This window comes from Dickeya poaceiphila (assembly GCF_007858975.2).
GTDB classification, from domain to species: domain Bacteria; phylum Pseudomonadota; class Gammaproteobacteria; order Enterobacterales; family Enterobacteriaceae; genus Dickeya; species Dickeya poaceiphila.
In genome coordinates this window covers 1891671-1915704 of sequence record NZ_CP042220.2, presented here as the reverse complement: position 1 = coordinate 1915704, position 24034 = coordinate 1891671, and the positions used below count along the sequence as shown (strand labels likewise).

16 protein-coding genes are annotated in these 24034 nt (G+C 54.8%); 8 read left to right on the top strand and 8 right to left on the bottom strand.

Annotated features, from left to right (window positions below; translation table 11 throughout):
* Positions 1-19: 19 nt before the first annotated feature.
* From narI to Dpoa569_RS08535, 5 genes are all read right to left on the bottom strand, one after another.
* The gene (narI, locus tag Dpoa569_RS08555; RefSeq protein WP_042870835.1) at positions 20-697 is read right to left on the bottom strand and encodes a respiratory nitrate reductase subunit gamma; all 678 of its coding nucleotides are present in this window, start codon (positions 695-697) and stop codon (positions 20-22) included.
* Entirely contained in the window at positions 697-1416 is a 720-nt protein-coding gene (narJ, locus tag Dpoa569_RS08550) for a nitrate reductase molybdenum cofactor assembly chaperone (protein WP_042870837.1), read from the bottom strand. The genes narI and narJ overlap by 1 nt, the downstream gene beginning before the upstream one ends.
* Entirely contained in the window at positions 1413-2972 is a 1560-nt protein-coding gene (gene narH, locus Dpoa569_RS08545) for a nitrate reductase subunit beta (protein ID WP_042870839.1), read from the bottom strand. Before narH ends, narJ begins: the two co-directional genes overlap by 4 nt.
* Complete coding sequence (locus Dpoa569_RS08540) at positions 2972-6742, bottom strand: nitrate reductase subunit alpha (RefSeq protein WP_146411248.1); 3771 nt, start codon at positions 6740-6742, stop codon at positions 2972-2974. The genes narH and Dpoa569_RS08540 overlap by 1 nt, the downstream gene beginning before the upstream one ends.
* Positions 6743-7336: 594 nt before the next feature.
* Complete coding sequence (locus tag Dpoa569_RS08535) at positions 7337-8728, bottom strand: NarK family nitrate/nitrite MFS transporter (protein WP_146411246.1); 1392 nt, start codon at positions 8726-8728, stop codon at positions 7337-7339.
* A 466-nt stretch (positions 8729-9194) separates the two neighbouring features.
* Between Dpoa569_RS08535 and narX the strand changes: the two genes are divergently transcribed.
* The 4 genes from narX (at position 9195) to Dpoa569_RS08515 (ending at position 14483) form a co-directional block, all read left to right on the top strand.
* Positions 9195-11006 carry a nitrate/nitrite two-component system sensor histidine kinase NarX gene (narX, locus tag Dpoa569_RS08530; RefSeq protein WP_042870843.1) on the top strand — a complete coding sequence of 604 codons (1812 nt, stop codon included), beginning with the start codon at positions 9195-9197 and terminating at the stop codon, positions 11004-11006.
* On the top strand, positions 10999-11646 hold the full coding sequence (narL, locus tag Dpoa569_RS08525) for a two-component system response regulator NarL (protein WP_042870845.1): 648 nt from the start codon (positions 10999-11001) through the stop codon (positions 11644-11646). The genes narX and narL overlap by 8 nt, the downstream gene beginning before the upstream one ends.
* A gap of 266 nt (positions 11647-11912) precedes the next feature.
* A complete protein-coding gene (locus Dpoa569_RS08520; RefSeq protein ID WP_042870847.1) occupies positions 11913-13181 on the top strand; it encodes an acyltransferase family protein in 1269 nt (422 codons plus the stop codon).
* Between the two features lie 246 nt (positions 13182-13427).
* Complete coding sequence (locus Dpoa569_RS08515) at positions 13428-14483, top strand: DUF481 domain-containing protein (RefSeq protein WP_042870849.1); 1056 nt, start codon at positions 13428-13430, stop codon at positions 14481-14483.
* Between the two features lie 136 nt (positions 14484-14619).
* Here the strand turns inward: Dpoa569_RS08515 and prc are convergent, their stop codons facing one another.
* The 3 genes from prc to Dpoa569_RS08500 form a co-directional block, all read right to left on the bottom strand.
* Entirely contained in the window at positions 14620-16641 is a 2022-nt protein-coding gene (prc, locus tag Dpoa569_RS08510) for a carboxy terminal-processing peptidase (protein WP_042870851.1), read from the bottom strand.
* 19 nt (positions 16642-16660) lie between these two features.
* Positions 16661-17392 (bottom strand): RNA chaperone ProQ, encoded by a 732-nt coding sequence (proQ, locus tag Dpoa569_RS08505; RefSeq protein ID WP_042870853.1) that lies wholly within the window; start codon positions 17390-17392, stop codon positions 16661-16663.
* A gap of 84 nt (positions 17393-17476) precedes the next feature.
* Positions 17477-17983 (bottom strand): GAF domain-containing protein, encoded by a 507-nt coding sequence (locus tag Dpoa569_RS08500; RefSeq protein ID WP_042873931.1) that lies wholly within the window; start codon positions 17981-17983, stop codon positions 17477-17479.
* 310 nt (positions 17984-18293) lie between these two features.
* On the opposite strand from Dpoa569_RS08500, the gene yebS reads away from it, so the two are divergent.
* The 4 genes from yebS (at position 18294) to Dpoa569_RS08480 (ending at position 24028) form a co-directional block, all read left to right on the top strand.
* Positions 18294-19529: a membrane integrity lipid transport subunit YebS gene (gene yebS, locus Dpoa569_RS08495; RefSeq protein ID WP_042870855.1), complete on the top strand. Its 1236-nt coding sequence runs from the start codon at positions 18294-18296 to the stop codon at positions 19527-19529.
* Between the two features lie 17 nt (positions 19530-19546).
* A complete protein-coding gene (locus tag Dpoa569_RS08490; protein ID WP_042870857.1) occupies positions 19547-22177 on the top strand; it encodes a PqiB family protein in 2631 nt (876 codons plus the stop codon).
* A 111-nt stretch (positions 22178-22288) separates the two neighbouring features.
* Entirely contained in the window at positions 22289-23737 is a 1449-nt protein-coding gene (gene rsmF / locus Dpoa569_RS08485) for a 16S rRNA (cytosine(1407)-C(5))-methyltransferase RsmF (protein ID WP_042870860.1), read from the top strand.
* 99 nt (positions 23738-23836) lie between these two features.
* Positions 23837-24028: a YdfD/YebW family protein gene (locus Dpoa569_RS08480; RefSeq protein ID WP_042870862.1), complete on the top strand. Its 192-nt coding sequence runs from the start codon at positions 23837-23839 to the stop codon at positions 24026-24028.
* The last annotated feature ends 6 nt before the right edge of the window (positions 24029-24034 follow it).

Genomic DNA, 24034 nt, shown 5'->3' with positions numbered 1-24034 from the left:
CTGCGGAACAATCTCTGGATTAGCGACGATTTCTGACCAACTGATAACGGCGGGTCAGATACTCGACCGGTGCGCTCCAGATATGCACCAGTCGGCAGAACGGGAACAACAGGAACAACGTCATCCCCAGCACCAGATGCACACGGAAAATCACCGCGACATCCTCCAGATAGGCCGATGCGCCACCGCGGAAGGTGACGACGGCCTGCGCCCAGTTCACCAGCTTCATCATCTCGCTACCATCCATATGTTGGGCAGAGAATGGGATGGTCAATAACCCCAACGCCGCCTGAATCACCAGCAATGTCAGGATCAGAATGTCGCCGGTGGTGGAGGTAGCGCGCACTCGCGGATTGGTCAGCCGCCGTTTCAGCAACAGCACGCCACCTATCAGCGTCAACACGCCGCAGGTTCCACCGCCAAGCATCGCCATTTTCTGCTTTACTGCCAGCGGCAGGAATGACTCGTACATCCAGTGCGGCGTCATCATGCCTAAAAAATGACCACCCAGTACCCCCAATATCCCGATATGGAACAGGTTTGAGGCCAGCCGCATTCCCTTCTTGTCCAGCATCTGACTGGAACCCGCACGCCAGCTGTACTGACCATAGTCATAACGCAGCCAGCTGCCTGCCAGAAAAACCGCACCGGCGATGTAAGGGTAGATATCAAATAAAAACAGATTGAGGTAATGCATCAGCAATCTCCTTTGACCGGTGAGGCGTCAAGGTTCAGGTAGTGCGGTGCCACCGCGTCGGCGAACCGACGCTGATGGCGAGTCTGTTGCGCCGGAGCACAGCCCGCGTCAGCCAAAAAGCGGATCTGCTCCTCCTCCCACACGGCATCCAGCGCTTGCGGCGTGTCGTCGCGTGTTTCGTCCGCCACCTTCGCCGCTACGGCATCGCTTGACGGTTCGCACGCCGCCAGCGTCAGTAACAACTCCAGCAACAGGGCATAGTCACTGTCACGCTGGCGCAACCGCTCCGCCAGCAGCGTCAGGATCGGTGCGATATCACGCAATCCATCACGCGCTGCCTGCGGCTCACGCAACGTCAAATACTCCAGATACAACGGCAGGAAATCCGGCAGTTCGCGGCAATCCAGTTCCAGACCGACTTCGCGGTATTGCGCTAGCAAGTCCACCATCGCCTGACCACGCTCACGCGATTCGCCATGTACGTGTTCAAACAACAACAATGACAGCGCACGACCACGATCAAACAGCTCGCTGTAGCGCGCCTGCCGGTCCAGCAGGTCGCCCTGATAAAAGTCGCCGATGAACTGCAACAACTGCGCGCTTTGGCGTAACGGCAGTTCGTCGGCCTGTTCCAGCGCGTCCAGAATCTCCTGGCGCTGTTGCCATAGCTCCGCATCCGGATATTCCAGCAACCGAGCGATAACGCGGAGGCTGATCATGACTTGTTCTCCTGCATCCGCCGGCTCATGTTCTGGGTTTTGCTGGTGATGTCGATGGCGTCAATGCGGCGGCTGTTAAACAGGTTGAATGATGAATCGCTACCGTGGCAGCCGTCGCCGAAACTAAAACCACAGCCATGCGCTTCCGGGAAGGCTTCACGCGCCAGCTCACGGTGACTGGACGGCACCACAAAGCGATCCTCATAGTTGGCGATCGCCAGATAGCGGTACATCTCTTCGGCCTGCGATGGCGTCAGCCCCACCTGTTCCAGTGCGCTGGTATCGGTGACCTGTTCGACGGTTTGCGCACGCTTGAAGTGACGCATCGCCAGCATACGTCGCAGGGCGCGCAGCACCGGACGGGTATCGCCTGCCGTCAGCAGGTTAGCCAGATACTGTACCGGGATACGCAGGCTTTCGACGTCCGGCAGAACACCGCTATGCGCCAGGTTACCCGCATCTGCCGCCGCCTGAATCGGTGACAACGGCGGCACGTACCAGACCATCGGCAGCGTACGGTATTCCGGGTGCAGCGGCAGCGCCAGTTGCCATTCCACTGCCAGCTTGTACACCGGCGACTGCTGCGCCGCTTCAATCACACCAAGTGGAATGCCGTCACGCTGTGCCTGAGCAATCACCTCAGGGTCGTTCGGGTCGAGGAAGATATCCAACTGGCGACCGTACAGATCGGTTTCTCTCTCTACCGAGGCCGCCTGCTCAATACGGTCAGCATCGTAAAGCAGTACCCCCAGATAACGGATACGGCCCACGCAGGTTTCCGAGCACAGCGTCGGCATACCGGATTCGATGCGCGGATAGCAGAAAATACATTTTTCTGATTTGCCGCTCTTCCAGTTGAAATAGATTTTCTTGTACGGGCAGCCGGTCAGGCACATGCGCCAGCCACGGCATTTATCCTGATCGATCAGCACAATGCCGTCTTCCGAGCGCTTGTAAATCGCCCCGCTTGGGCAGGTGGCGACGCACGCTGGGTTGAGGCAGTGTTCGCACAACCGTGGCAGATACATCATGAAGGTATTTTCGAACTGCCCGTACATGGCTTTCTGCATGTCGTCGAAGTTTTTGTCCTGCGAGCGTTTGCTGAACTCGCCGCCCAGATCGTCTTCCCAGTTCGGGCCGTTTTCGATCTTCTCCATGCGCTGACCGGTTACCAATGAGCGTGGACGCGCCACCGGCTGATGCCGGCTTTCGCCGGCACGTTGCAGGTGCCCATAGTCGTAGTCGAACGGTTCGTAATAATCATCCAGCGCCGGAACATCCGGGTTGGCGAAAATCTTCGACAACACCCCAACACGGTTGCCCATGCGTGGTTCCAGCCGCCCGTTGATTTTACGAATCCAGCCGCCCTTCCATTTTTCCTGATCTTCCCAGGCATGGGGATAACCGGTGCCGGGTTTAGTTTCCACGTTGTTGAACCAGGCGTATTCCACCCCTTCACGGCTGGTCCAGACGTTTTTACAGGTCACCGAACAGGTGTGGCAGCCAATGCATTTATCCAGATTCAGCACCATGCCGACTTGTGAACGAATTTTCATCAGGCTTTCTCCTGCAGATGAGGTTGCACATGGGAAGACAGGTCGTCATGGCTGTCCTCATCCAGCCAGTCGATACGGTTCATCTTACGCACCACCACGAACTCATCGCGGTTGGAACCGACGGTGCCGTAGTAGTTAAAGCCGTACGCCAATTGGGCATAACCGCCAATCATATGGGTCGGTTTCGGGCAAACGCGCGTCACCGAGTTATGAATGCCACCACGTTGGCCGGTGATTTCTGAACCCGGCAGGTTCACCAGTCGTTCCTGCGCGTGGTACATCATGGTCATCCCTGCCGGAACACGCTGGCTTACCACCGCGCGGGCGGTTAGTGCGCCGTTGGCGTTAAATACTTCTATCCAGTCGTTATCGGCGATGCTCAGTTCACGGGCATCATCCTCGCTCAGCCAGATAATCGGGCCGCCGCGCCCCAACGTTAGCATCAGCAGGTTTTCGCTGTAGGTGGAGTGGATACCCCACTTCTGATGCGGCGTCAGGAAGTTGAGCGCTTTCTCCGGGTTACCGTTAGGTTTTTTGTTCAGCAACGGCTGCGCAGCACGGGTATCCACCGGCGGACGGTAAACCAACAGGCTTTCGCCGAAGGCACGCATCCATTCATGATCCTGATACAGCTGCTGGCGACCAGAAATGGTGCGCCACGGAATCAGCTCATGTACGTTGGTGTAACAGGCGTTGTAAGACACATGCTCGTCTTCAAGGCCAGACCAGGTTGGGCTGGAGATGATCTTGCGTGGCTGCGCCTGAATATCCCGGAAGCGAATTTTCTCATCCTCTTTCGGGTGCGCCAGATGGGTGTGATCACGCCCGGTCACCTTGCCCAACGCATCCCAGGCTTTCACCGCCACCTGACCGTTGGTTTCTGGTGCCAGTGACAGAATCACTTCAGCCGCATCAATGGCACTGTCGATTCTCGGACGACCCGCCGCCGCGCCCTCTTCCTGCACCCGGTTCAGGCGCTTGAGGAAGTCCACTTCATGTTGAGTATTCCAGCTAATACCTTTGCCGCCGTTACCAAGTTTATCCAGCAGCGGGCCGAGTGAGGTAAAGCGGGCATACAGGTTCGGGTAATCGCGTTCCACGGTCATAATGTGCGGTGCGGTTTTACCCGGAATCAGGTCACATTCGCCTTTTTTCCAGTCTTTCACGCCCAACGGCTGCGCCAGTTCGGCGGCTGAGTCGTGCTGGATCGGCAGCGTGACCACATCGGTTTCGACCCCAAGGTGGCCCTGACACACGCGAGAGAAGGTTTTCGCCAGCCCTTTATAGATTTCCCAGTCGGTTTTCGACTCCCAGGCCGGGTCAACCGCCGCCGACAACGGATGAATGAACGGATGCATATCCGAGGTGTTCATGTCGTCTTTTTCATACCAGGTGGCGGTCGGCAACACGATGTCGGAATAGAGGCAGGTACTGGACATACGAAAGTCCAGCGTCACCACCAGATCCAGCTTGCCTTCACCGCCTTGTGCGCACCATTCCACTTCTTCCGGCGTGACCGCACCCTGCTCGCCCAAATCCTGCCCTTGAATACCGTGCTCGGTGCCCAGCAGGTACTTGAGCATGTACTCATGGCCTTTACCGGAGGAACCCAGCAAATTGGAACGCCAGATAAACAGGTTACGCGGGAAGTTTTGCGGGCTGTCCGGCTGCTCAGCAGCAAAACGCAGACGACCGGCTTTCAATTCCGCTACGGTGTAATCCTGCGGTGACATACCGGCGGCAGCAGCCTGTTCGGCGATACGCAGCGGGTTAGCACCCAGTTGCGGCGCGGACGGCAACCATCCCATTCGCTCGGCACGCACGTTAAAGTCAATCAGGCTGCCGCTAAAGCGCGAACTGTCGGCCAACGGCGACAACAATTCCTGCGGCGCGACAGTTTCATAACGCCACTGGCTGGAGTGGTTATAGAAGAACGAGGTGCTGTTCATGTGACGTGGCGGACGCTGCCAGTCCAGACCGAACGCCAGCGGTAACCAGCCGGTTTGCGGACGCAGTTTCTCCTGGCCGACATAGTGCGCCCAGCCGCCACCGCTCTGCCCGACACAACCGCAGAAGATCAACATATTGATGATCCCGCGGTAGTTCATGTCGAGGTGATACCAGTGGTTCATACCGGCACCGACGATGATCATCGACCGCCCGTGGGTTTTGTCGGCGTTATCGGCAAATTCACGCGCAATGCGGATGATGTTCTGCCGTGATACGCCGGTAATCTGCTCGGCCCACGCCGGGGTATAGGCTTTGACCTGATCGTAATCACTGGCGCACTGTGCGTCATTCAAGCCACGATCCACACCGTAGTTAGCCAGCGTCAGATCAAAGACGCTGGTCACCAGCCCTTCCTGACCATCAGCCAGCGTCAGGCGTTTCACCGGTAACTGATGCAACAGCACCTCATCCAGCGCGACGCTGGCGACGTGTTCTGTGGATGCGCCGCCAAAATACGGGAAACCAGCGGAAACTACCTCGTCATGGTGACCCAGCAGGCTCAGTTGCAGGTTGACGTCACGCTGGGTTCCCCCTTCGCGCTGCTCCAGATTCCATTTGCCTTGTTCACCCCAGCGATAGCCGATAGAACCCTGCGGTGCCACCAGCTCGCCCGTGGTTTCATCAATCGCGATGGTTTTCCATTCCGGGTTGTTTTGCTGGCCCAGATTCCCCACCAGGTCGGCGGCACGCAATAAACGCCCGGCGGCGTAGCTGCCATCAGCACGCGGTTCCAGCAGTACCAACATCGGCATGTCGGTATAACGGCGCACGTAGTCGGTGAAGTATTGACGCGGTTGCTTGAGATGGAACTCGTTGAGGATCACGTGGCCCATTGCCAGCGCCAGCGCGCTGTCGGTACCTTGTTTCGGGTTCAGCCACTGATCACACAGTTTGGCGATTTCGGCATAATCCGGGGTAATGGCGACCGTTTTAGTGCCTTTGTAACGGACTTCAGCAAAAAAGTGCGCATCGGGGGTACGGGTCTGCGGTACGTTGGAACCCCAGGCAATAATGTATGATGAGTTATACCAGTCGGCTGACTCCGGCACATCGGTTTGTTCACCCCAGGTCTGCGGCGAGGCTGGCGGCAGGTCACAGTACCAGTCGTAGAAACTCAGGCACACCCCGCCCATCAGCGACAGGTAACGGGCACCTGCGGCGTAAGACACCATCGACATCGCCGGAATCGGCGAAAAGCCAATGACGCGATCCGGGCCAAAGGTTTTCGCGGTGTAGACGTTGGCCGCCGCGATCAGCTCATTCACTTCCTGCCAGTCGGCACGGACAAAACCACCGCGTCCGCGAACCTGCTTGTATTCTTTCGTTTTATTGGCATCGCCGACAATCGACGCCCAGGCATCCACCGGGTCGGTATGGTGCCGACGCGCTTCACGCCACAGTTTCATTAAGCGCTTGCGCATCATCGGGTATTTCAGGCGGTTGGCGCTGTAGAGATACCAGGAATAACTGGCACCGCGCGGGCAGCCGCGCGGTTCATGGTTCGGCAGATCAGGCCGGGTGCGGGGGTAATCGGTTTGTTGCGTCTCCCAGGTGACCAGCCCGTTTTTGACGTAAATCTTCCAGCTGCACGACCCGGTACAGTTGACGCCATGCGTCGAACGCACCACTTTGTCATGTTGCCAGCGGCTGCGGTAGCCATCCTCCCAGTCACGGTTGGTATTCATCGTCTGACCGTGATCGCCGGAAAACGGCTCGGCCACCTGTTTGAAATAGCGTAACCGGTCAAGAAATTTGCTCATCCGGACTCTCCTGCTGCGGAACCTGACGGTTCCTGTCGTTATAGAAGTACACGTGGGTATTGCTCACTGGAACCTAGGGTACGCAGCCGGATAAGTGCCAGAATTGACAGCGATCAAGCCCGTCAGAGTGAGCGGGTGGGGTAAAATGCAGAAATACCACCAAAGTACTAGAAATAAAATTACCTTTAATTTACTGATAAAAAAGGAAATATTAAGATTTCACGTGATCAGGTAAAACCATGTTTACCTCTGGTGACTATTTGGAGGTAGTAGACCGCTTCAGACAACGTAAACCGGCTTTTTTCCCTGTTAACTAAAGAGAATGTCTCTCAACCGCTATAAACAGATAAATCCTGTATGCCGCCACACTGGGTGTGACGCACCCATCGCTGTGATTTCTGAGATGATTATCAAATATGGAATGTCAGGTTCTACGACATCGGGGAAATCGGGGAAGCGTAACAATTTACGTGGTCATCAGGCGGGAGACGTATTGGCAAACGCCGCCAGTGCAGACAGCTCCACACTGACGGCATGAACGCGTATTGCATCAGGTTTCGCCGCCACGCAATACGCCATAAGATACTTCACAGATCAAGAACAGGCTTTACGTCCGTAACACAGCCAGGTAATCAGTACACAAGCAACGTAGAACACCACAAAGATCTTCATCGCGCCGGCGGGCGAGCCGGTCAGCTCCAGCGATGTGCCGAACGCTTTAGGGATGAAAAAGCCGCCGATAGCGCCGATGGCGGAAATAAATCCCAGCGCGGCAGCGGTATCGGTCACGGCGCTGCGCTGGGCTTCCTCTTCACTGCCGCCTGCGGCGTTCACCCTTTCGATTGTCAGGCCACGGAAAATCACCGCGATCATCTGGAAGGTTGACCCACTCCCCAACCCAGCCGTTAAAAACAGTAGCATGAAGATGCCGAAGAACAGCAGGAAGGAACCGGGCTGGTTTTCACCCGGCAGCGCTGTGAACAACAGCAACGACAGGATCGCCATCAGCACGAAATTGACAAGCGTCACCCGCACACCGCCGAAACGGTCTGACAACATACCGCCTACCGGACGCGCCAGCGCACCCAACAGCGGACCGCAAAAAGCGTAATGCAGGATAATCACGTCCGGAAACTGGGTTTTCGACAGCATGGCAAAACCGGCGGAGAAACCGATAAACGAGCCGAACGCCGACAGATACAACACGCTTAAGATCCACAGATGTGCACGCTTAAGCACCGGCAACTGCTGGCTCAGCGACGCCCTGGCGGTAGAAAGATCGTTCATACCGAACCAGGCCGCCGCCGAGGCGATAAGCAACAGCGGCACCCACACCCAGGGGGCATTTTGCAGCCAGACCTGGCTGCCATCGGGCTGAACGATACCGTTACCCGTGAAACTCAACACCGGCAGAAAAATCACCACCGGCACCAGTAACTGCATCACGCTAACGCCCAGATTGCCAAACCCGCCATTTAACCCCAGCGCACCACCCTGCTGTGCTTTCGGGAAAAAGAAGCTGATATTAGCCATGCTGGAGGCAAAGTTAGCGCCAGCGAATCCACACAGCAGCGAAATAATGATAAATACGTTGTACGGTGTCTGTGGATCCTGCACGGCAAACCCAAGCCACACACACGGAATCACCAGAATCAGCGTACTGAAGGTGGTCCAGCGGCGTCCGCCTGCCAGCGGAATAATAAATGAATACGGTACCCGCAATAATGCCCCGGATACCGATGGTAATGCCGTCAGCATAAACAGTTCATCGGTACTGAAATGGAAACCGACTTTGTTCAAATTGACGGCCACGGTGCTGAACAACATCCAGACACAGAAAGCCAACAACAGACAAGGAATGGAAATCCACAGGTTACGTTGCGCGATACCACGCCCCTGTTTTTGCCAGAACTGAACATCTTCCGGGCGCCATTCCCGGATAACAGTCTGCCGTGAAGCGCCTGGCGTAATGGTTGACTGCGTCATAACAAGCCTCGGTCAGTAAAATACCTTTATCACTACGCGTCACATTAGAAGGTATGACCGATACAAAGTTGATATACATCAACAGGTTGTTGGGTAAAAAAACACCCCTCCATGACATCCGCCACTAAATAGGTAAGTGATAATCACAAGTTAATATTGCAGTTTCATACAGTTATGTTCATTTATTCTGGCGATGCAATTATTACTCCCACCAATGGAAAATGAGGGGTAACTCTTTATGGGTATAGGGTTACCCCTGAAAATAAGAAAAAATAACCTTGTGTTGCATGAATCCGTTTCTCATTTGGCAAGCAGCCGTGCACGGTTTTTGGCGCTCATCAATGCGCCATGCATATCCGCACTATATTCTTTGGTACACAACATTCTTTGGTACACAACATTTTTGGGTACACAAAAGTCTTTAGCACACAAGCACGTTTCCTCGTTCGTCACAGGCGGTTTCCTCATGTTAAGACGCTTTCGGCTTCCACTCTCGCTGGTCAATCAGGTAGCCCTGCTGATGTTGCTGCTGGGAATGCTGGGGATTGCAGGCATGGCGGTTTCCAGTTGGATGTCGCAAAGTATTCAGGGCAACGCACACGCCATTAATACCGCCGGTTCTCTGCGTATGCAAAGTTACCGACTGTTATCAATGGTGCCGCTCGACGCCCACAGCGAACGGTATTTGCAGGAACTGGAGCGCGATGAAAACGATGACGACCTGCGTCAGGCGGTGGTACGCGAAAAGCTAGGTGAACAACTCAACACGTTACAGCACTACTGGGCAGAGCAACTGAAACCGCGCTTGTGTCAGGCTGAGCGCCCGGCTGATGCCGCTGCTGCGGTAGCCGACTTTGTCCACCACCTGGATGCGCTGGTGTTGGCTATCGACCAGAAAACCGAAGCACACCTGCGTTTGGTTACGCTGGTGCAACGCATGTTTATCGGCATCATGCTGTTGTTGTTGCTGCTCACTTTTTTCTATCTGCGCCACCGGCTACTGACGCCCTGGCGTAAGCTGGTGTCGATGGCGCAGGCCATCGGCCAGGGTGAATTTCATCAACGGGTGACCCCACGCGGTCAGGATGAAATGAGCAGGCTGGCGCAGGCACTGAATAATATGTCCGATGAATTGTCGGCAATGTACCGCGACCTGGAACAGCGTGTAATCGAAAAAACTGCTGATTTACAACAAAAAAACGACACACTGGCGTTTCTTTATCGTTCCAGTCGCCGCTTGCATACCAATGCGCCGCTGTGTAGCCGCTTGCTGCCGGTGCTGGATGAACTCAGCGCACTGATGCCGCTGACCCATATTCAATTGCAACTCTATGAAGATAACCATCAGGCGCATGTCACACCTTCGAACCTGACGCTGATTCCAAACCCCGACACCTGCCCCGACAGTGACTGCAAGCGCTGTGCTCACCTTTCCACCGCGCATACGGCAACCGAAGGCAAGTCGGTAAGCTGGAATCTGCATGACAAACTCGGCCACTATGGCGTGGTACTGGCACGACTGCCCGATAACCAGCATCTGACGCCAGACCAGCACCAGTTGCTCAATACCTTGCTGGAACAACTCACCAGCACGCTAGCGCTGGAGCGGCAATCCAGCCATCAGCAACAACTGATGCTGATGGAGGAGCGCACCACCATTGCCCGCGAACTGCACGACTCCATTGCGCAATCCCTCTCCTGTCTGAAGATTCAGATCAGTTGCCTGCAAATGCAGCACACTGCACTCACACCGGAGATACAACAGCAACTGGACGCCATGCGCGATGAAACCAATACCGCCTATCGGCAGTTGCGTGAATTATTGACCACGTTCCGGCTTAAACTGTCAGAGTCCGGTCTGTTAGCCGCATTGCGGGCGACGGTGGACGAATTCAGCCAACGCCTTGGCTACCCCATTACTCTGGATTATCAGCTACCACTACAAGCGGTATCCGCTCATCAGGGCATCCATCTGCTGCAGATCGTGCGTGAGGCGTTGAGCAATACTTATAAACATGCGCAAGCCACCGCAGTCAGCATCACCCTGTGCCAGCAGCAGGGGTATATTGAGCTGCGTGTGCGTGATAACGGCATCGGTATCAGTGATGATCACCATCGCGCTAATCACTACGGTCTTGTCATCATGCGTGATCGTGCCCGAAGCCTTCACGGCGACTGTACTGCCCAACGCCTGGTTTCCGGCGGCACAGAAGTGTGTGTCCGCTTTCAGGCAGACTATCGCCAGCCTCACGTTTTATCAGGAGAAAACCATGACTAACGACGCCGCTACCGTACTGCTCATTGACGACCATCCGATGCTGCGCAACGGCGTTAAGCAGTTGCTGAGTATGGCGCCTGACCTGTGTGTTGTCGGTGAGGCCAGTGAAGGTGAACGGGGCGTGACCCTGGCAGAACAGCTCGACCCGGATCTGATTTTACTGGATTTGAACATGCCCGGAATGAACGGGCTGGAAACCCTGACCCGCCTGCGGGAAACCTCGTTATCCGGGCGTATCGTCGTGTTCACCGTTTCCAATCATGAAGAGGATGTGATCAGTGCGTTTAAAAGCGGTGCCGACGGCTATCTGCTCAAAGACATGGAGCCGGAAGACCTGCTGGTAGCACTCCATCAAGCCGCTGCGGGGAAAATGGTACTGAGTGACACCCTGACGCCGGTTCTGGCAGCCAGCCTGCGGGAAACACGCAGCAGTGACCCCAGAGACATCCAGCAGTTGACCCCACGCGAAAAAGATATTCTGAAACTGATAGCCCAGGGGCTGCCTAACAAGGTCATCGCCCGCAAACTGACGATTACCGAAAGCACGGTAAAAGTGCACGTCAAACATCTATTGAAAAAAATGAAGTTACGCTCACGGGTCGAAGCCGCCGTCTGGGTAGTTCAAGAGAAAATATTTTAACAAGCAACGCCAGCCAGAACATGGCTGGCGCTCTCTTCTTTCTTACGGCAAAGTCGCACACAAAATACGGCAAAATCACACACAAAAATACTGCAATACACTCCAACACAAACCATTTACAAAAGAACAGCCCAGTAACACAAATTCATAACTTTTAGTACTTTATCGCCATTTTCCTAGATATTTCCCCATATTTCTTTCTTAGACTTACTTTTTGTTCGGCGTTTCATTGCGCTTTCGTCAGGATTAACCAGAGGAAAAAGAGAATGAAAGTCAGAGAACGATTTATTGGGCTGGAATGGCTCCGATTTTTGCTTGGGTGTTATGTCATGGTCTACCACACCATACATGTCTACCCGCTGCGTGAAAAAATTCCTTTTCTAAGCGAACTGACCAGCATGGGATTCTTCGCCACCAGTACTTTCTTTGTGTTGTCTGGCTTTCTTCTGACGCATGTCTATCTACGCGAGGGTCAGTTGCGGGAACCCGCCCGGCATTTTCTGGCCAGACGGTTATTTAATTTATACCCAATCCATATCATCGGCCTGGTTTCCTCTATCGTAGCGGTCAGCCTGATGCATTGGCTGGCGATTCCGCCGGAAGGTCAGGTTGCCAGCGCCCGCTTCGTTATCTACGACAATAACGATCCCAGCGTCGCGCCGGAAACCTTGCGCCATTATATGGACAATGCTCAACTGGCCTTTAACGGCTTGCTGCAATTATTCATGCTACAGGCATGGAACCCCTATTTCCTGACTTTCAATGCACCGCTGTGGTCGATTTCAACGCTATTTTTCTTCTATCTGCTGTTCCCGATGTTGGCACCACGGCTGTCATCCAGCCGTTACCCGCACCTGTGGCTGGCAGCAGTCTGCTTACTGTATCTGCTACCGCCAATATGGGCAGTATGGCATCAATTGTATGGCGTGCCCTATACCGGCTTACTGCAACGCAACCCGTTGTTGCGGCTACCGGAATTTCTCGCCGGGATACTGGCCTACGCTATATTTCGTCAATATCGGGACGGTAACGTACCAACACTGAGCCATGTACAACGTAAAGCATGGTGCGTTTTTATCGGTCTGAGCTTTATTGTGGCGACCTGGCTGTTTACGCATGGCAATCATTACTGGTATTTCCTGCTACATAACGGCTTGTTATTGCCTGCGCAGGTGGCGCTGGTGTGCCTGTGTGCTTACGCCCGCGAGCCGAACAGTGAAACGTTGAAAACCTGGGCAACGCGTTTAGGCGCAGCGTCACTGTCGATTTTTGCCCTGCATGTGCCTTTGTTTAATCTGTTCAGGACGCTGGAACAGTTGCTGCGCGGCAACCCGTTGCAATGCTTCACTAATTGGGCGGCCTGCATCGATGCGGCAGGAAAAGTGGAATTGTCTATGACCGGCTATGGCGTATTCCTGCTGACGACTATCGCACTGTGCGTGGTATTCCAGGAGCAGGTCGTGGTGCGCATGAAGCAGTCGCTGACCGAACGTTTCCTGGCCCGACGTTTTCAAACCTCCCACAGCACAGCCTGATCCTGATAACAACGGCTATTACGGTGATATCACGGCGATGTGATCGTTGTCACCGTTATAGCCGTAAATCATTAATCACACCGTTTATAACAATTTCCATTCTAATTGTAGGACACTTATACCTAGAGGCGCAGCGCGATTCCTGTTAATGTTTGCCTCGCCGGAATTAACCGGTATATCGATACATCGGCAGGCCGTCTGAACGGCGTCTTTCACTTTTAGTCACCCACTGTTTTATCTGACATCATGACATATTCCAAACACGCACTTTCGTCGCTGAGCTTGTTCATCACCCTCAGTGCCGCAGGCATTTCCACCAGCCATGCGGACACCATCTGGTTAACCAATGGTGATAAGATCAGCGGCCAGATTACGCTGCTGGATAGCGGCAAGTTGTTCATCAAAACCGATTATGCCGACACCATGTCGGTCACCTGGGACAAAGTCAAAACCTTCCAAACCGACCACGGGATGGTGATCCAGGGTCAACGCTACGAAAAAGGCGTACTTTATCCCTCGATCAAAGCCTCTGACAGTTCACGCGCCATCGTTGCCCAACCGGCAAGCGTAGATGGTCAGCAGGTCAGCGCCGGTCAGGAAACGCTGCCGCTGTCTGATATCAATTCGATGGTCGTACCACACCGCTGGGTGGAGGATTTCTCCTGGAAAGGCAATATCGACGTTAGCCTGGCCCACAAGAAAAGCTCCACTGAAACCGACAACCGCGATGCCACGCTGAGTACCCGCCTGCGTCACGGCACCTGGCGTCACAATCTGGATGCCAGCTACCACATGACCAAAGAAGACAATGTGGAAAGCACCAAAAACGCCGCCGGGGAATACGCGCTGGATAAATTCATTGACGAGCACTGGTTCTGGCAGGGTCGCTATGAATACAAACGCGACTGGGTGGAAAACATCAAGATTAACCGTTCTGTCGGTACGGGTCCGGGTTACCAGTTCTGGGATAACGATCTGGGCGCGTTCGCTATTACCACGCTGATAAACTCTCAGACCTTTATTTATCAGAATGACAACCAAGATAACTTCTATTCTGGTGGGCTGAAGTGGGACTACAACCGCTTCCTGTTTGGTAAACGCACCGAATTGTTCACCGATGGTGAAGTGGGCCGTTCGTTTGACAGCACTACGTCTCTCTACTTGAAAGCGGGTGCCGGTCTGCGCTTCAAAGTCACCGACTGGTCATCCGTCAGTATGAAAGTATCCCGCAACCGTACCGAAAGCGTTCAAGGTAACGTCAACGATACGCTGTACTCGCTGGGTCTTGGCGTCGGCTGGTAATTCTGCGGTCTTAGGTTCCTGTGGCGGTCACAGGAACCGTTTCCCGACCTTGTTTATCGAGAAAGATGTCCATAAAAAAGCCCGGTTTTCCTGAACCGGGCTTTTTATTGATTACTCGTTGCTAATCAGCACACCTTCACTGCGGTTTCGCTTCCTGTTTAGACAAGTCTTCCGCAATCTGGACGGTTTCATTCAGGTACGCATCCGGGTCCTGATAATCCTTCGGCAAATCATCCAACGTCTTCAACAACGGTTTTCCCTGACGCTTCAACCGATCATTGATGCGCTGCAGACGCGTGGCCTCATCTTCGTTATTTTCTTTCTGGCGCTGAACCAGATTCAGCGACACGTGGTTACGTTTCGCTTTCATTTCCTGATAACGGGCCACATCCTGCTGGATGAACTGGAATTCCGGGTCCCTGGCGATACGCGCGTTATGCTGATCAAGCAGTCCTGGCAACAGCGGTTTCATATCACCCATCACCGTATAACTGGCGGGTTTGATGCTGTCCCACGGCAAAGCGTTATCTTCAAACTTCTCGCCTGTATCCACTACCTCGTTGCCAGTTGGCATCACGATATCGGGTGTGACCCCTTTACGCTGGGTGCTGCCGCCGTTGATGCGGTAGAATTTCTGGATGGTGTATTGCACAGAACCCAATGCAGGCCATTCCGGTCGCAACATCTGATCGTAAATGCGGTTGAGAGAGCGGTACTGCTGCACCGTACCCTTGCCGAAGGTCGGTTCTCCAACAATCAGCGCACGGCCATAATCCTGCATCGCTGCCGCGAAAATTTCCGACGCCGAAGCGCTAAAGCGATCAACCAGCACCACCAGTGGACCTTTGTAATAAATGGTGTCGTCAGTATCGCTGTCTTCGCGCACTTTACCGTTGTTGTCGCGCACCTGTACTACCGGCCCGGTGGGAATGAACAATCCAGACAGACTGACCGCTTCCGTCAGCGCACCGCCGCCGTTGCCACGCAGGTCAATGATGATGCTGCTGACGTGCTCTTTTTCCAGTTTTTGCAACTGAACTTTCACGTCATCCGTCAGCCCAACATAGAAACCGGGAATATCCAGCACCCCGACTTTGTCTTTACCGGCATCCTTAATAGACATTTTCACCGCACGATCTTCCAGTCGGATGCGCTCGCGGGTCAGCGTGATGGTTTGCGTTTTAGTGCCCTTGCCTGCCGGCAGCACTTCCAGACGCACTTTGCTGCCTTTCGGTCCCTTGATCAACGCCACCACATCATCAAGACGCCAGCCAATCACATCGACCACCGGCTTGCCGGCTTGACCTACGCCCACGATACGATCACCAACACTAATGCGTTTACTTTTCGCCGCCGGGCCACCCGGCACCATGGAGTTGATGACGGTGTAATCTTCATCCATCTGCAACACCGCGCCGATGCCTTCCAGCGACAGGCTCATCTCGGTATTGAACTGTTCAGTATTGCGTGGCGACAGATAACTGGTGTGCGGATCGATCTCCCGCGCAAAGGCATTCATAATCAACTGAAACACGTCTTCGCTGTTGGCCTGTACCAGACGGCGAATGGCAAACTGATAACGTTTGGTCAGCGTTTCCTTGATTTCTGCATCGGCCTTGCCGGTCAGTTTCAGACTCAGCCAGTCATATTTGACCTTGGCATCCCACAACGCGTTGAGTTCATCAACATTTTGCGGCCAGGGCGCTTTGGCGCGATCAAGATCAATAAAATCGTTTCCGTTCAGATTGATAGGCTTTTCCAGCAGCGTCAGCGCGTACTGATAGCGTTCGAAACGGCGCTTTTGGGCCAGATTGTACATGGCGTACGGCAGGGTAAGTTTGCCGTTTTTCAGGTTATCGCCCAATTCGCCTTTTTGACCGGAAAACTGCGCCACGTCGGAAGCCAACAACACGTTATGGCTGTAATCCAGCATGTTGAGGTAGCGATCAAAGATCTTGCCGGAAAACTGCGCATCCAGCATGAACTGACGATAGTGGGAACGCAGGAACCGAGACGCAACACGTTCACTGACGGTGGCATGTTGCATTTCCGGCTGCAATTGAGGGATTTGATCCGCACGAGTGATATTCTCACTGGCAAGCGTGCATCCAGACAGCAAAAGCCAGGTTAACGCGACTGCTTTAACAAATTTGTTCATGCCCTGGTCGGCCTCCGTATCAGAACTGTAAATGTTCTGCGCGTACGATCATCGCCATACCAGAAGCCAGCTGTACCCTGACTCCATCTTTGGCGATCTCAAGCACAGTGGCATCCATGGCATTTTTACCAGCCCTGACTTTGATTTCCTGGCCTATCTGCAGGCTGGAAATATCCGTCACCGCCTGCCGTTCCGGTTGTGCCGCACGGGCTGCTTTCGGCTGACGGGGCTGGGATTTATCGGATGACGGAGAAGCAGTCTGTGCGGAACGGGGAGAAGATGGACGCGGCTTGCGTGGTGCAGTGCCAGCGGCATCGCGCTCACGGCGCGGGGCATTTCTGCCAGCAGACGGGCGTGGGCGGGATGGCTCAGCCTCACCGGACTCACGCTTCTTCGCCTGCTGTTCTGCACGCTGTGCCTGAACGCGGGCTTTGGCTTCTTCCAGTTGCTTGCGCGCATGTTCTACATGCTGCTGCTCAAGCTCACCACAGGGATTACCGTCAAGATCGACACGTTGGGCACCTAGCTTGACGCCATACAGATAGCGCCAGCTCGACGTATACAGACGGAGCGCAGAGCGCAACTGCGTCTTGCTGACGTGTTCGGATTCGGACACGCGTTCGACCAGATCTTGAAAAATACCAATCTTTAACGGACGCGCTTCGCCTTCAAGCGTGAAACAGAGCGGAAAACGCTCTGCCAGATAGGCGATCACTTCTTTACTACTGTTCAACTTAGGTTGATTTTCCATGAAATTTCCTGATTACAACGGGTTTGCCAACCAGCGCAGGCATGAACAGGCGTCATTATAATGACGCCATCGGCAATTGCTACGTTATCCTTGTCGCAACGTAAGAGAATTGATGAAAGCCAGCACGTCGCTTTGTGACAATTGGCGGCATAGCACGGCCACGACAGCGTTTAGCCCGTCTTCATCCTCTGCATCAAAACGGTGATAAACGGTGCTGTCGATATCCAGTACGCCAATCAACTGTCCATCGACCGTCAGCGGCAGCACTATCTCGGCATTACTGGCGGCATCACAGGCGATATGACCGGGAAACTCATGCACATCGCCAACCCGTTGGATACGGTTTTCCGCGACCGCCCGACCACAGACCCCTTTCCCTGCTGGAATACGCACGCAAGCCGGGCGCCCTTGAAACGGCCCCAGAAACAGCGTATCGCCATCCAGCAAATAAAAGCCGGCCCAATTCACACCATCCAATCGTTCAAACAGTAATGCGCTGCTGTTTGATAAAATCGTGAGGAAGCGATCTTCACCGGCAATCAGCGCAGTCAGATCACGTACCAGTTCATCGTAGAATTGTTCTTTTTTCATCGCTTGCAATAGGCAGAAATTGTTTTTATGGAACGCCCAACGGCTGACGCCCACGTCACATTACATAAAGTTTCGCATCAGGATGCTACAGGATTTCTCTTGTCAGCCCAACTTTCACCACACAGCGTTGCCACCAGATGTGGTTTCTATTCCATCGTCTGGCATCTTGCCGTTGCCGCACCAATTACCTTTTGATGTCACCCTCATAATTAGCTGACAATTAGTTGACAAGAGTAGCAGTGATTTTGTGTCATTCATCATTCAGTTACACTATGATAATACCTGTCCTGTTAACCTTCTTGCAGGAAATATGAAAATTTATAACGCCGCCCCGTCTGCCGGGCCGGCTGATTTGCCGCCAACCGCGCCGCGCCGCCTGCAACGTTGCCCACAATGCGACCAATTATTTATGTTGCCCCGGCTTAAACGCCATCAACATGGCCATTGTCCGCGCTGCGCGGCGCGCATCGGCAGCGGTCGAGACTGGCCTATTTCCCGACTCGCGGCAATGGCATTTGCCATGCTGGTGCTGATGCCCTTCGCCTATACCGAGCCACTGCTTAATATCCGCTTGCTGGGCGTATCAATCAGTGCCAGTCTGCTGGAAGGCATCTGGCAAATCACGCGTCAGGGACACCCGGTCACCGCCAGCATCGTCGCATTTTGTACTATCGGCGCACCACTGACGCTGGTATTCGCCCTGCTGTATCTGTTTTTCGCCCCCCGTGTCGGCATGAACCTGCGCCCAGTGCTGCTGCTCTTCGAACGCCTGAAAGAGTGGGTCATGCTGGATGTGTATCTGGTCGGTCTGGCGGTCGCATCAATTAAAGTACGTGAATTTTCCGAGGTCCTGCCCGGCAACGGGTTGCTGGCATTTCTGGCGCTGATAGCGCTCAGTCTGTTGACATTGATTCATCTGAATAGCGAGCAACTCTGGCAGCGCTACTATCCACAGCGCGTCACGAACTCGCCGCAGGCGCTGGTCTGCCTGTCCTGCCATTTTACCGCCGAGCCAGATAATCTGGGCCGCTGTCAACGTTGCCATACCCCACTCACGCGGCGGCGTCCTTATAGCTTGCAAAAATCCTGGGCAGCGTTGATTTCCGCCGTCATCTTGCTGCTGCCCGCCAATCTGATGCCGATTTCGGTGATTTACGTCAACGGCGTTCGCCGGGAAGACACGATTTTCTCAGGCATTATGTCACTGGCCGCCGGGAATATTCCCGTGGCGTTGGTGGTTTTCATCGCCAGTATTCTGGTGCCGTTCAGCAAGGTAGTCATCACCTCTTTCCTGTTGCTCAGTATTCATTTTCGGGTGCAATACAGCCAGATGACGCGTATGCGGTTATTACGTCTGATGAACTGGATCGGTCGCTGGTCGATGCTCGACCTGTTCGTCATCGCCCTGACCATGTCGCTGGTTAACCGCGACCAATTGCTTGCCTTTACCATGGGACCCGCGGCGTTCTATTTTGGCGCCGCCGTTATTTTGACCATATTGTCCGTCGAGTGGCTGGATAGCCGACTGATATGGGATAACGATTAATAATTAGTAGGATAACCATGCAAAACCCAACGCCGATGCCCCCCACTGAAGCCAATGTCAAAACCCGACGTCGCCTGTCGCCATTCTGGCTGCTGCCTTTTATCGCGCTGCTGATCGCCGGCTGGCTGCTTTACACCAACCAGCAGGAGCGTGGCGCAACGGTAACTATCGATTTCGTGTCGGCGGACGGCATCGTCCCTGGCCGTACGCCAGTGCGCTATCAGGGGGTTGAAGTCGGCACCGTGCGCAACATAAAACTCAGCGATGATTTGCGCACTATTCAGGTCATCGCCAGCATTCGTAGCGACATGAAAGACGCGCTGCGCAACGGTACACAGTTCTGGCTGGTGACGCCCAAAGCCTCGCTGGCCGGGGTGTCCGGGTTGGATGCGTTGGTCGGCGGCAATTACATCGGCATGTTGCCCGGTCACGGCGATCCCGCCAGCCATTTCACCGCACAAGACAACCAACCCAAATACCGTGTTAACAGCGGAGAATTGTTGGTGCACCTGCACGCCGACGATCTCGGCTCGTTGAATGCGGGGTCACTGGTCTATTTTCGCAAAATTCCCGTCGGGAAAGTGTACGATTACAGCGTTAATGCCGATCATCGCGGCGTGATGATCGATGTGTTGATTGATCGCCGTTTTACCGCTCTGGTGAAAAAGAACAGCCGATTCTGGAACGTCTCCGGTTTGAAAGCAGACGTCAGTCTCAGCGGTGCCACCGTCGAGATGCAAAATCTGTCTGCGCTGGTTAACGGCGCGGTCGCCTTTGACTCCCCTGAACAGGGCGAGCCTGCAGCAGCGGATCAGAACTACGAACTGTACCCGGATCTGGCGCGCAGCCAGCGTGGTGTACAGATTACGCTGGACTTGCCTTCCGGCGACAAGCTACAGGCCGGACATACGCCACTGCTGTATCAGGGATTAGAGGTCGGCACGCTGCAACGACTCACCCTTGAGGCGAACCAGCGCGTTACCGGAGAATTGATTGTTGACCCATCGGTAGTGCCGCTGATGCGGGAAAACACCCAGATCGAACTGGCCACGCCGCGTCTGTCGCTAAGCGACCTCAACCTGCCAGGTCTGCTGGGCGGTACCACGCTGACGCTGGTTCCCGGCGATGGCGAGCCGCAACAGCACTTCACCGTCACTGACGCCACCCAGCAGCAGCTACAGCAACCGGGTGCGCTCATTGTTGAATTAACCGCCAGCCAGAGTTACGGCATCGACAGCGGCCAGCCGGTTATGCTGCATGGCGTACAAATTGGCCGCATTGTTCAACGCACGCTAACCGATAACGGCGTCAATTTTAGCGCGGTCATTGATCGTCAATACCGTCACCTGCTGCACAAAGACAGTCAGTTCATCGCCAGCAGCCGAGTCAACGTCAAGCTGGGACTTGACGGTGTGCAGATGCAAGGCGCCAGCGCCCAGGAGTGGCTGAACGGCGGCGTCACCGTGCTGCCGGGTTCAACCGGCGATGCCCAGTCGCGTTACCCGCTCTATAGTGATCGGGAAAAAGCCGGCGCCGGGATTCAGGGCACTACCCTGCCGACGACACTGACACTCTTGACCGACAGCCTGCCGGATATTCAGGAAGGCTCGGTCGTGCTGTATCGTAAATTTCAGGTCGGTGAAATCACCCACATTCGTCCCAAAGCGGAAGCCTTCGAAATTGATGTGTATATCCGGCCTGAATACCGCAAATTGCTCACCGATAATAGCGTTTTCTGGGCCGAGGGCGGTGCACGCGTGCAACTCAACGGCGCAGGGTTGACGGTACAAGCGTCTCCACTCAGCCGGGCGCTGAAAGGCGCCATTAGTTTCGATAACGTGGACGGCGCTGCCGACGTACAAGGCGGCAAACGTCCGTTATATAACAACGAAACCGCCGCCAGAGCGATTGGCAGCCGGATCACGCTGCGTACCTACGACGCCAGCAAACTCTCCGCGGGAATGCCGATCCGTTATCTCGGTATCGATATCGGCCAACTGGAATCGCTAAAACTGGCGGAACAGCGCGATGAAGTGCGGGTGCAGGCGGTGCTGTACCCGGAATATGTACGCCATTTCGCCCGCGCCGGCACCCGTTTCTCGGTGGTGACGCCGGAAATTTCCGCCGCCGGAGTGAACCATCTGGAAACGCTGATCCAGCCTTACATCAACGTCGAACCGGGTAACGGCGCCGTTACCCGTAGCTTTGAGCTGCAGAAAGCCACCATTTCCGACTCCCGTTATCAGGATGGCCTGAACATCAGTGTTGACACCGCTGAAGCCGGATCGCTACAGATAGGCACCCCGGTGCTGTTCCGTGGGATTGAGGTCGGCACGGTAACCGGTCTGTCGCTCGGCGCATTGTCTGATCGGGTATCGGTCGCGCTGCGCATCAGTAAACGCCACGCTCATCTGGTGCGTGATAACTCCGTATTCTGGCTGGCCTCTGGTTATAACCTGCAATTTGGCCTGACCGGCGGCGTCATCAAGAGCGGCACGTTCCAGCAATTTATTCGTGGCGGCATCGCCTTTGCTACGCCGCCGGCTACTCCGCTGGCCCCTGCCGCACAAGCTGGCAAACACTTCCTGTTGCACGGCGAAGAACCGGCTGGCTGGCGCGACTGGGGAACAGCGCTACCGGAACGATAAGCCCGATACCTGCGACTCACCCGCACCTGTAGCGGTGAGTCGCTATCCCTCCCGGTGGCCGGGATATGGTAAGATTGGCGTTTTGATTGTTGTTGTAACGGAACCGTTGTTGTGGCCAAACCTATTCCCGCCTCCCTCACTCCCGATTTTCTGACCGCCATGCAAGCCATCATGCCTGCGCATCTGAGCATGGATGCCTTTATCGATGCCTGCCAGCGACCACTGCGCCGCAGTATTCGTGTTAACACGTTAAAAATCAGCGTGCCCGATTTTCTTGCGCTGGTCGCGCCCTACGGTTGGGAACTGGAAGCCGTACCCTGGTGCGATGAAGGATTCTGGTTACTGAACGCTGATGAAGAAGCCATGCGGCTCGGCAACACGCTGGAGCATCTGGCCGGCCTGTTCTACATTCAGGAAGCCAGCTCTATGCTGCCGGTCAGCGCACTGTTCATGGGAAATGATACCCCGGAACAGGTGCTGGACATGGCCGCCGCTCCCGGCTCCAAAACCACGCAGATCGCCGCCCGACTCAACAATCAGGGCGTTATCGTCGCCAATGAATACTCTGCCAGCCGGGTTAAGGTGTTGCACGCCAACCTGCACCGCTGCGGAGTCAGCAATACAGCGCTGACGCACTTTGATGGCCGGGTATTCGGCAGTGCTTTGCCAGAAACGTTTGACGCCATCCTGCTGGATGCGCCCTGCTCTGGTGAAGGTGTGGTCAGGAAAGATCCTGCCGCCATGAGCCACTGGTCGCTGGAAAGCATCGCCGATATCGCGGCGACCCAGCGCGAGCTGATCCTAAGCGCCTTCCATGCTCTGAAACCAGGCGGCGTACTGATTTACTCCACCTGCACGCTGAATCATCAGGAAAACCAACATGTTTGCCGCTGGCTGATGCAACAGTTCCCCGATGCCTGCGAGAGCGAATCGTTAAAGGATCTCTTCCCGCAAGCGCATCGTGCGCTCACCGATGAGGGGTTCTTACACGTCTTCCCGCAAATTTACGACAGCGAAGGTTTTTTTGTGGCGCGTTTACGTAAAACCGCCAGCGTACCGCCGCTGGCAGCGCCGGATTACAAACTTGGTAAGTTGCCGTTTACCCCTCTCAGCCACAAGGATGCACAGCTGATTCGCCAACATGCCCGACAGGTAGGTCTGCAATGGTCAGAACAGCAATTGCAACTGTGGCAGCGGGACGATGAAATCTGGTTGTTTCCGACAGCAGTACAACCAATGCTGGGCAGAATACGGTTCTCCCGCATCGGCATCAAACTGGCAGAGCGCTTTGCCAAAGGCTATCGCTGGCAACATGAAGCTATCGTGGCGTTGGGCAACCCTGACAGCGCGAATGCCTGTGCGCTCAGCGCAGAGCAGGCTGTGGACTGGTATCGAGGCAAAGACATTTACCCCCCCTCCTTCATCAACCATGATGAGATGCTGTTGACCTGGCAACAGACCACGTTGGGGCTGACCAAACGCGTCGGTCAGCGGCTGAAAAATACCCTGCCTCGTGATCTGGTGCGCGATGGCGCCAATGTGGTGCTTTCCATCGATTAATCTTTGACCGGGTCGCGGTAAACGGCGCTCCCGGTCGGTTTTTTTCATCTACACTCACAATCAACGCGTAACATCAACACCCAACTTGTTGAGGAATCTATGTTCGCACTGGTGATCTTTGTCTGTTACCTGGGCGGTAACTGCGAGAGTCTGGTCGCGGGAACCTATATCAATGAACCACAATGTCTGGGGGCCATGGAGGAACAGCAAATTCGTAACGGCGGCTGTTTTCCGGTTGATGATTTTCACAGCGGGTACTGGAAACCGGCGAATACGTATCGGGATCATTAGTCACAC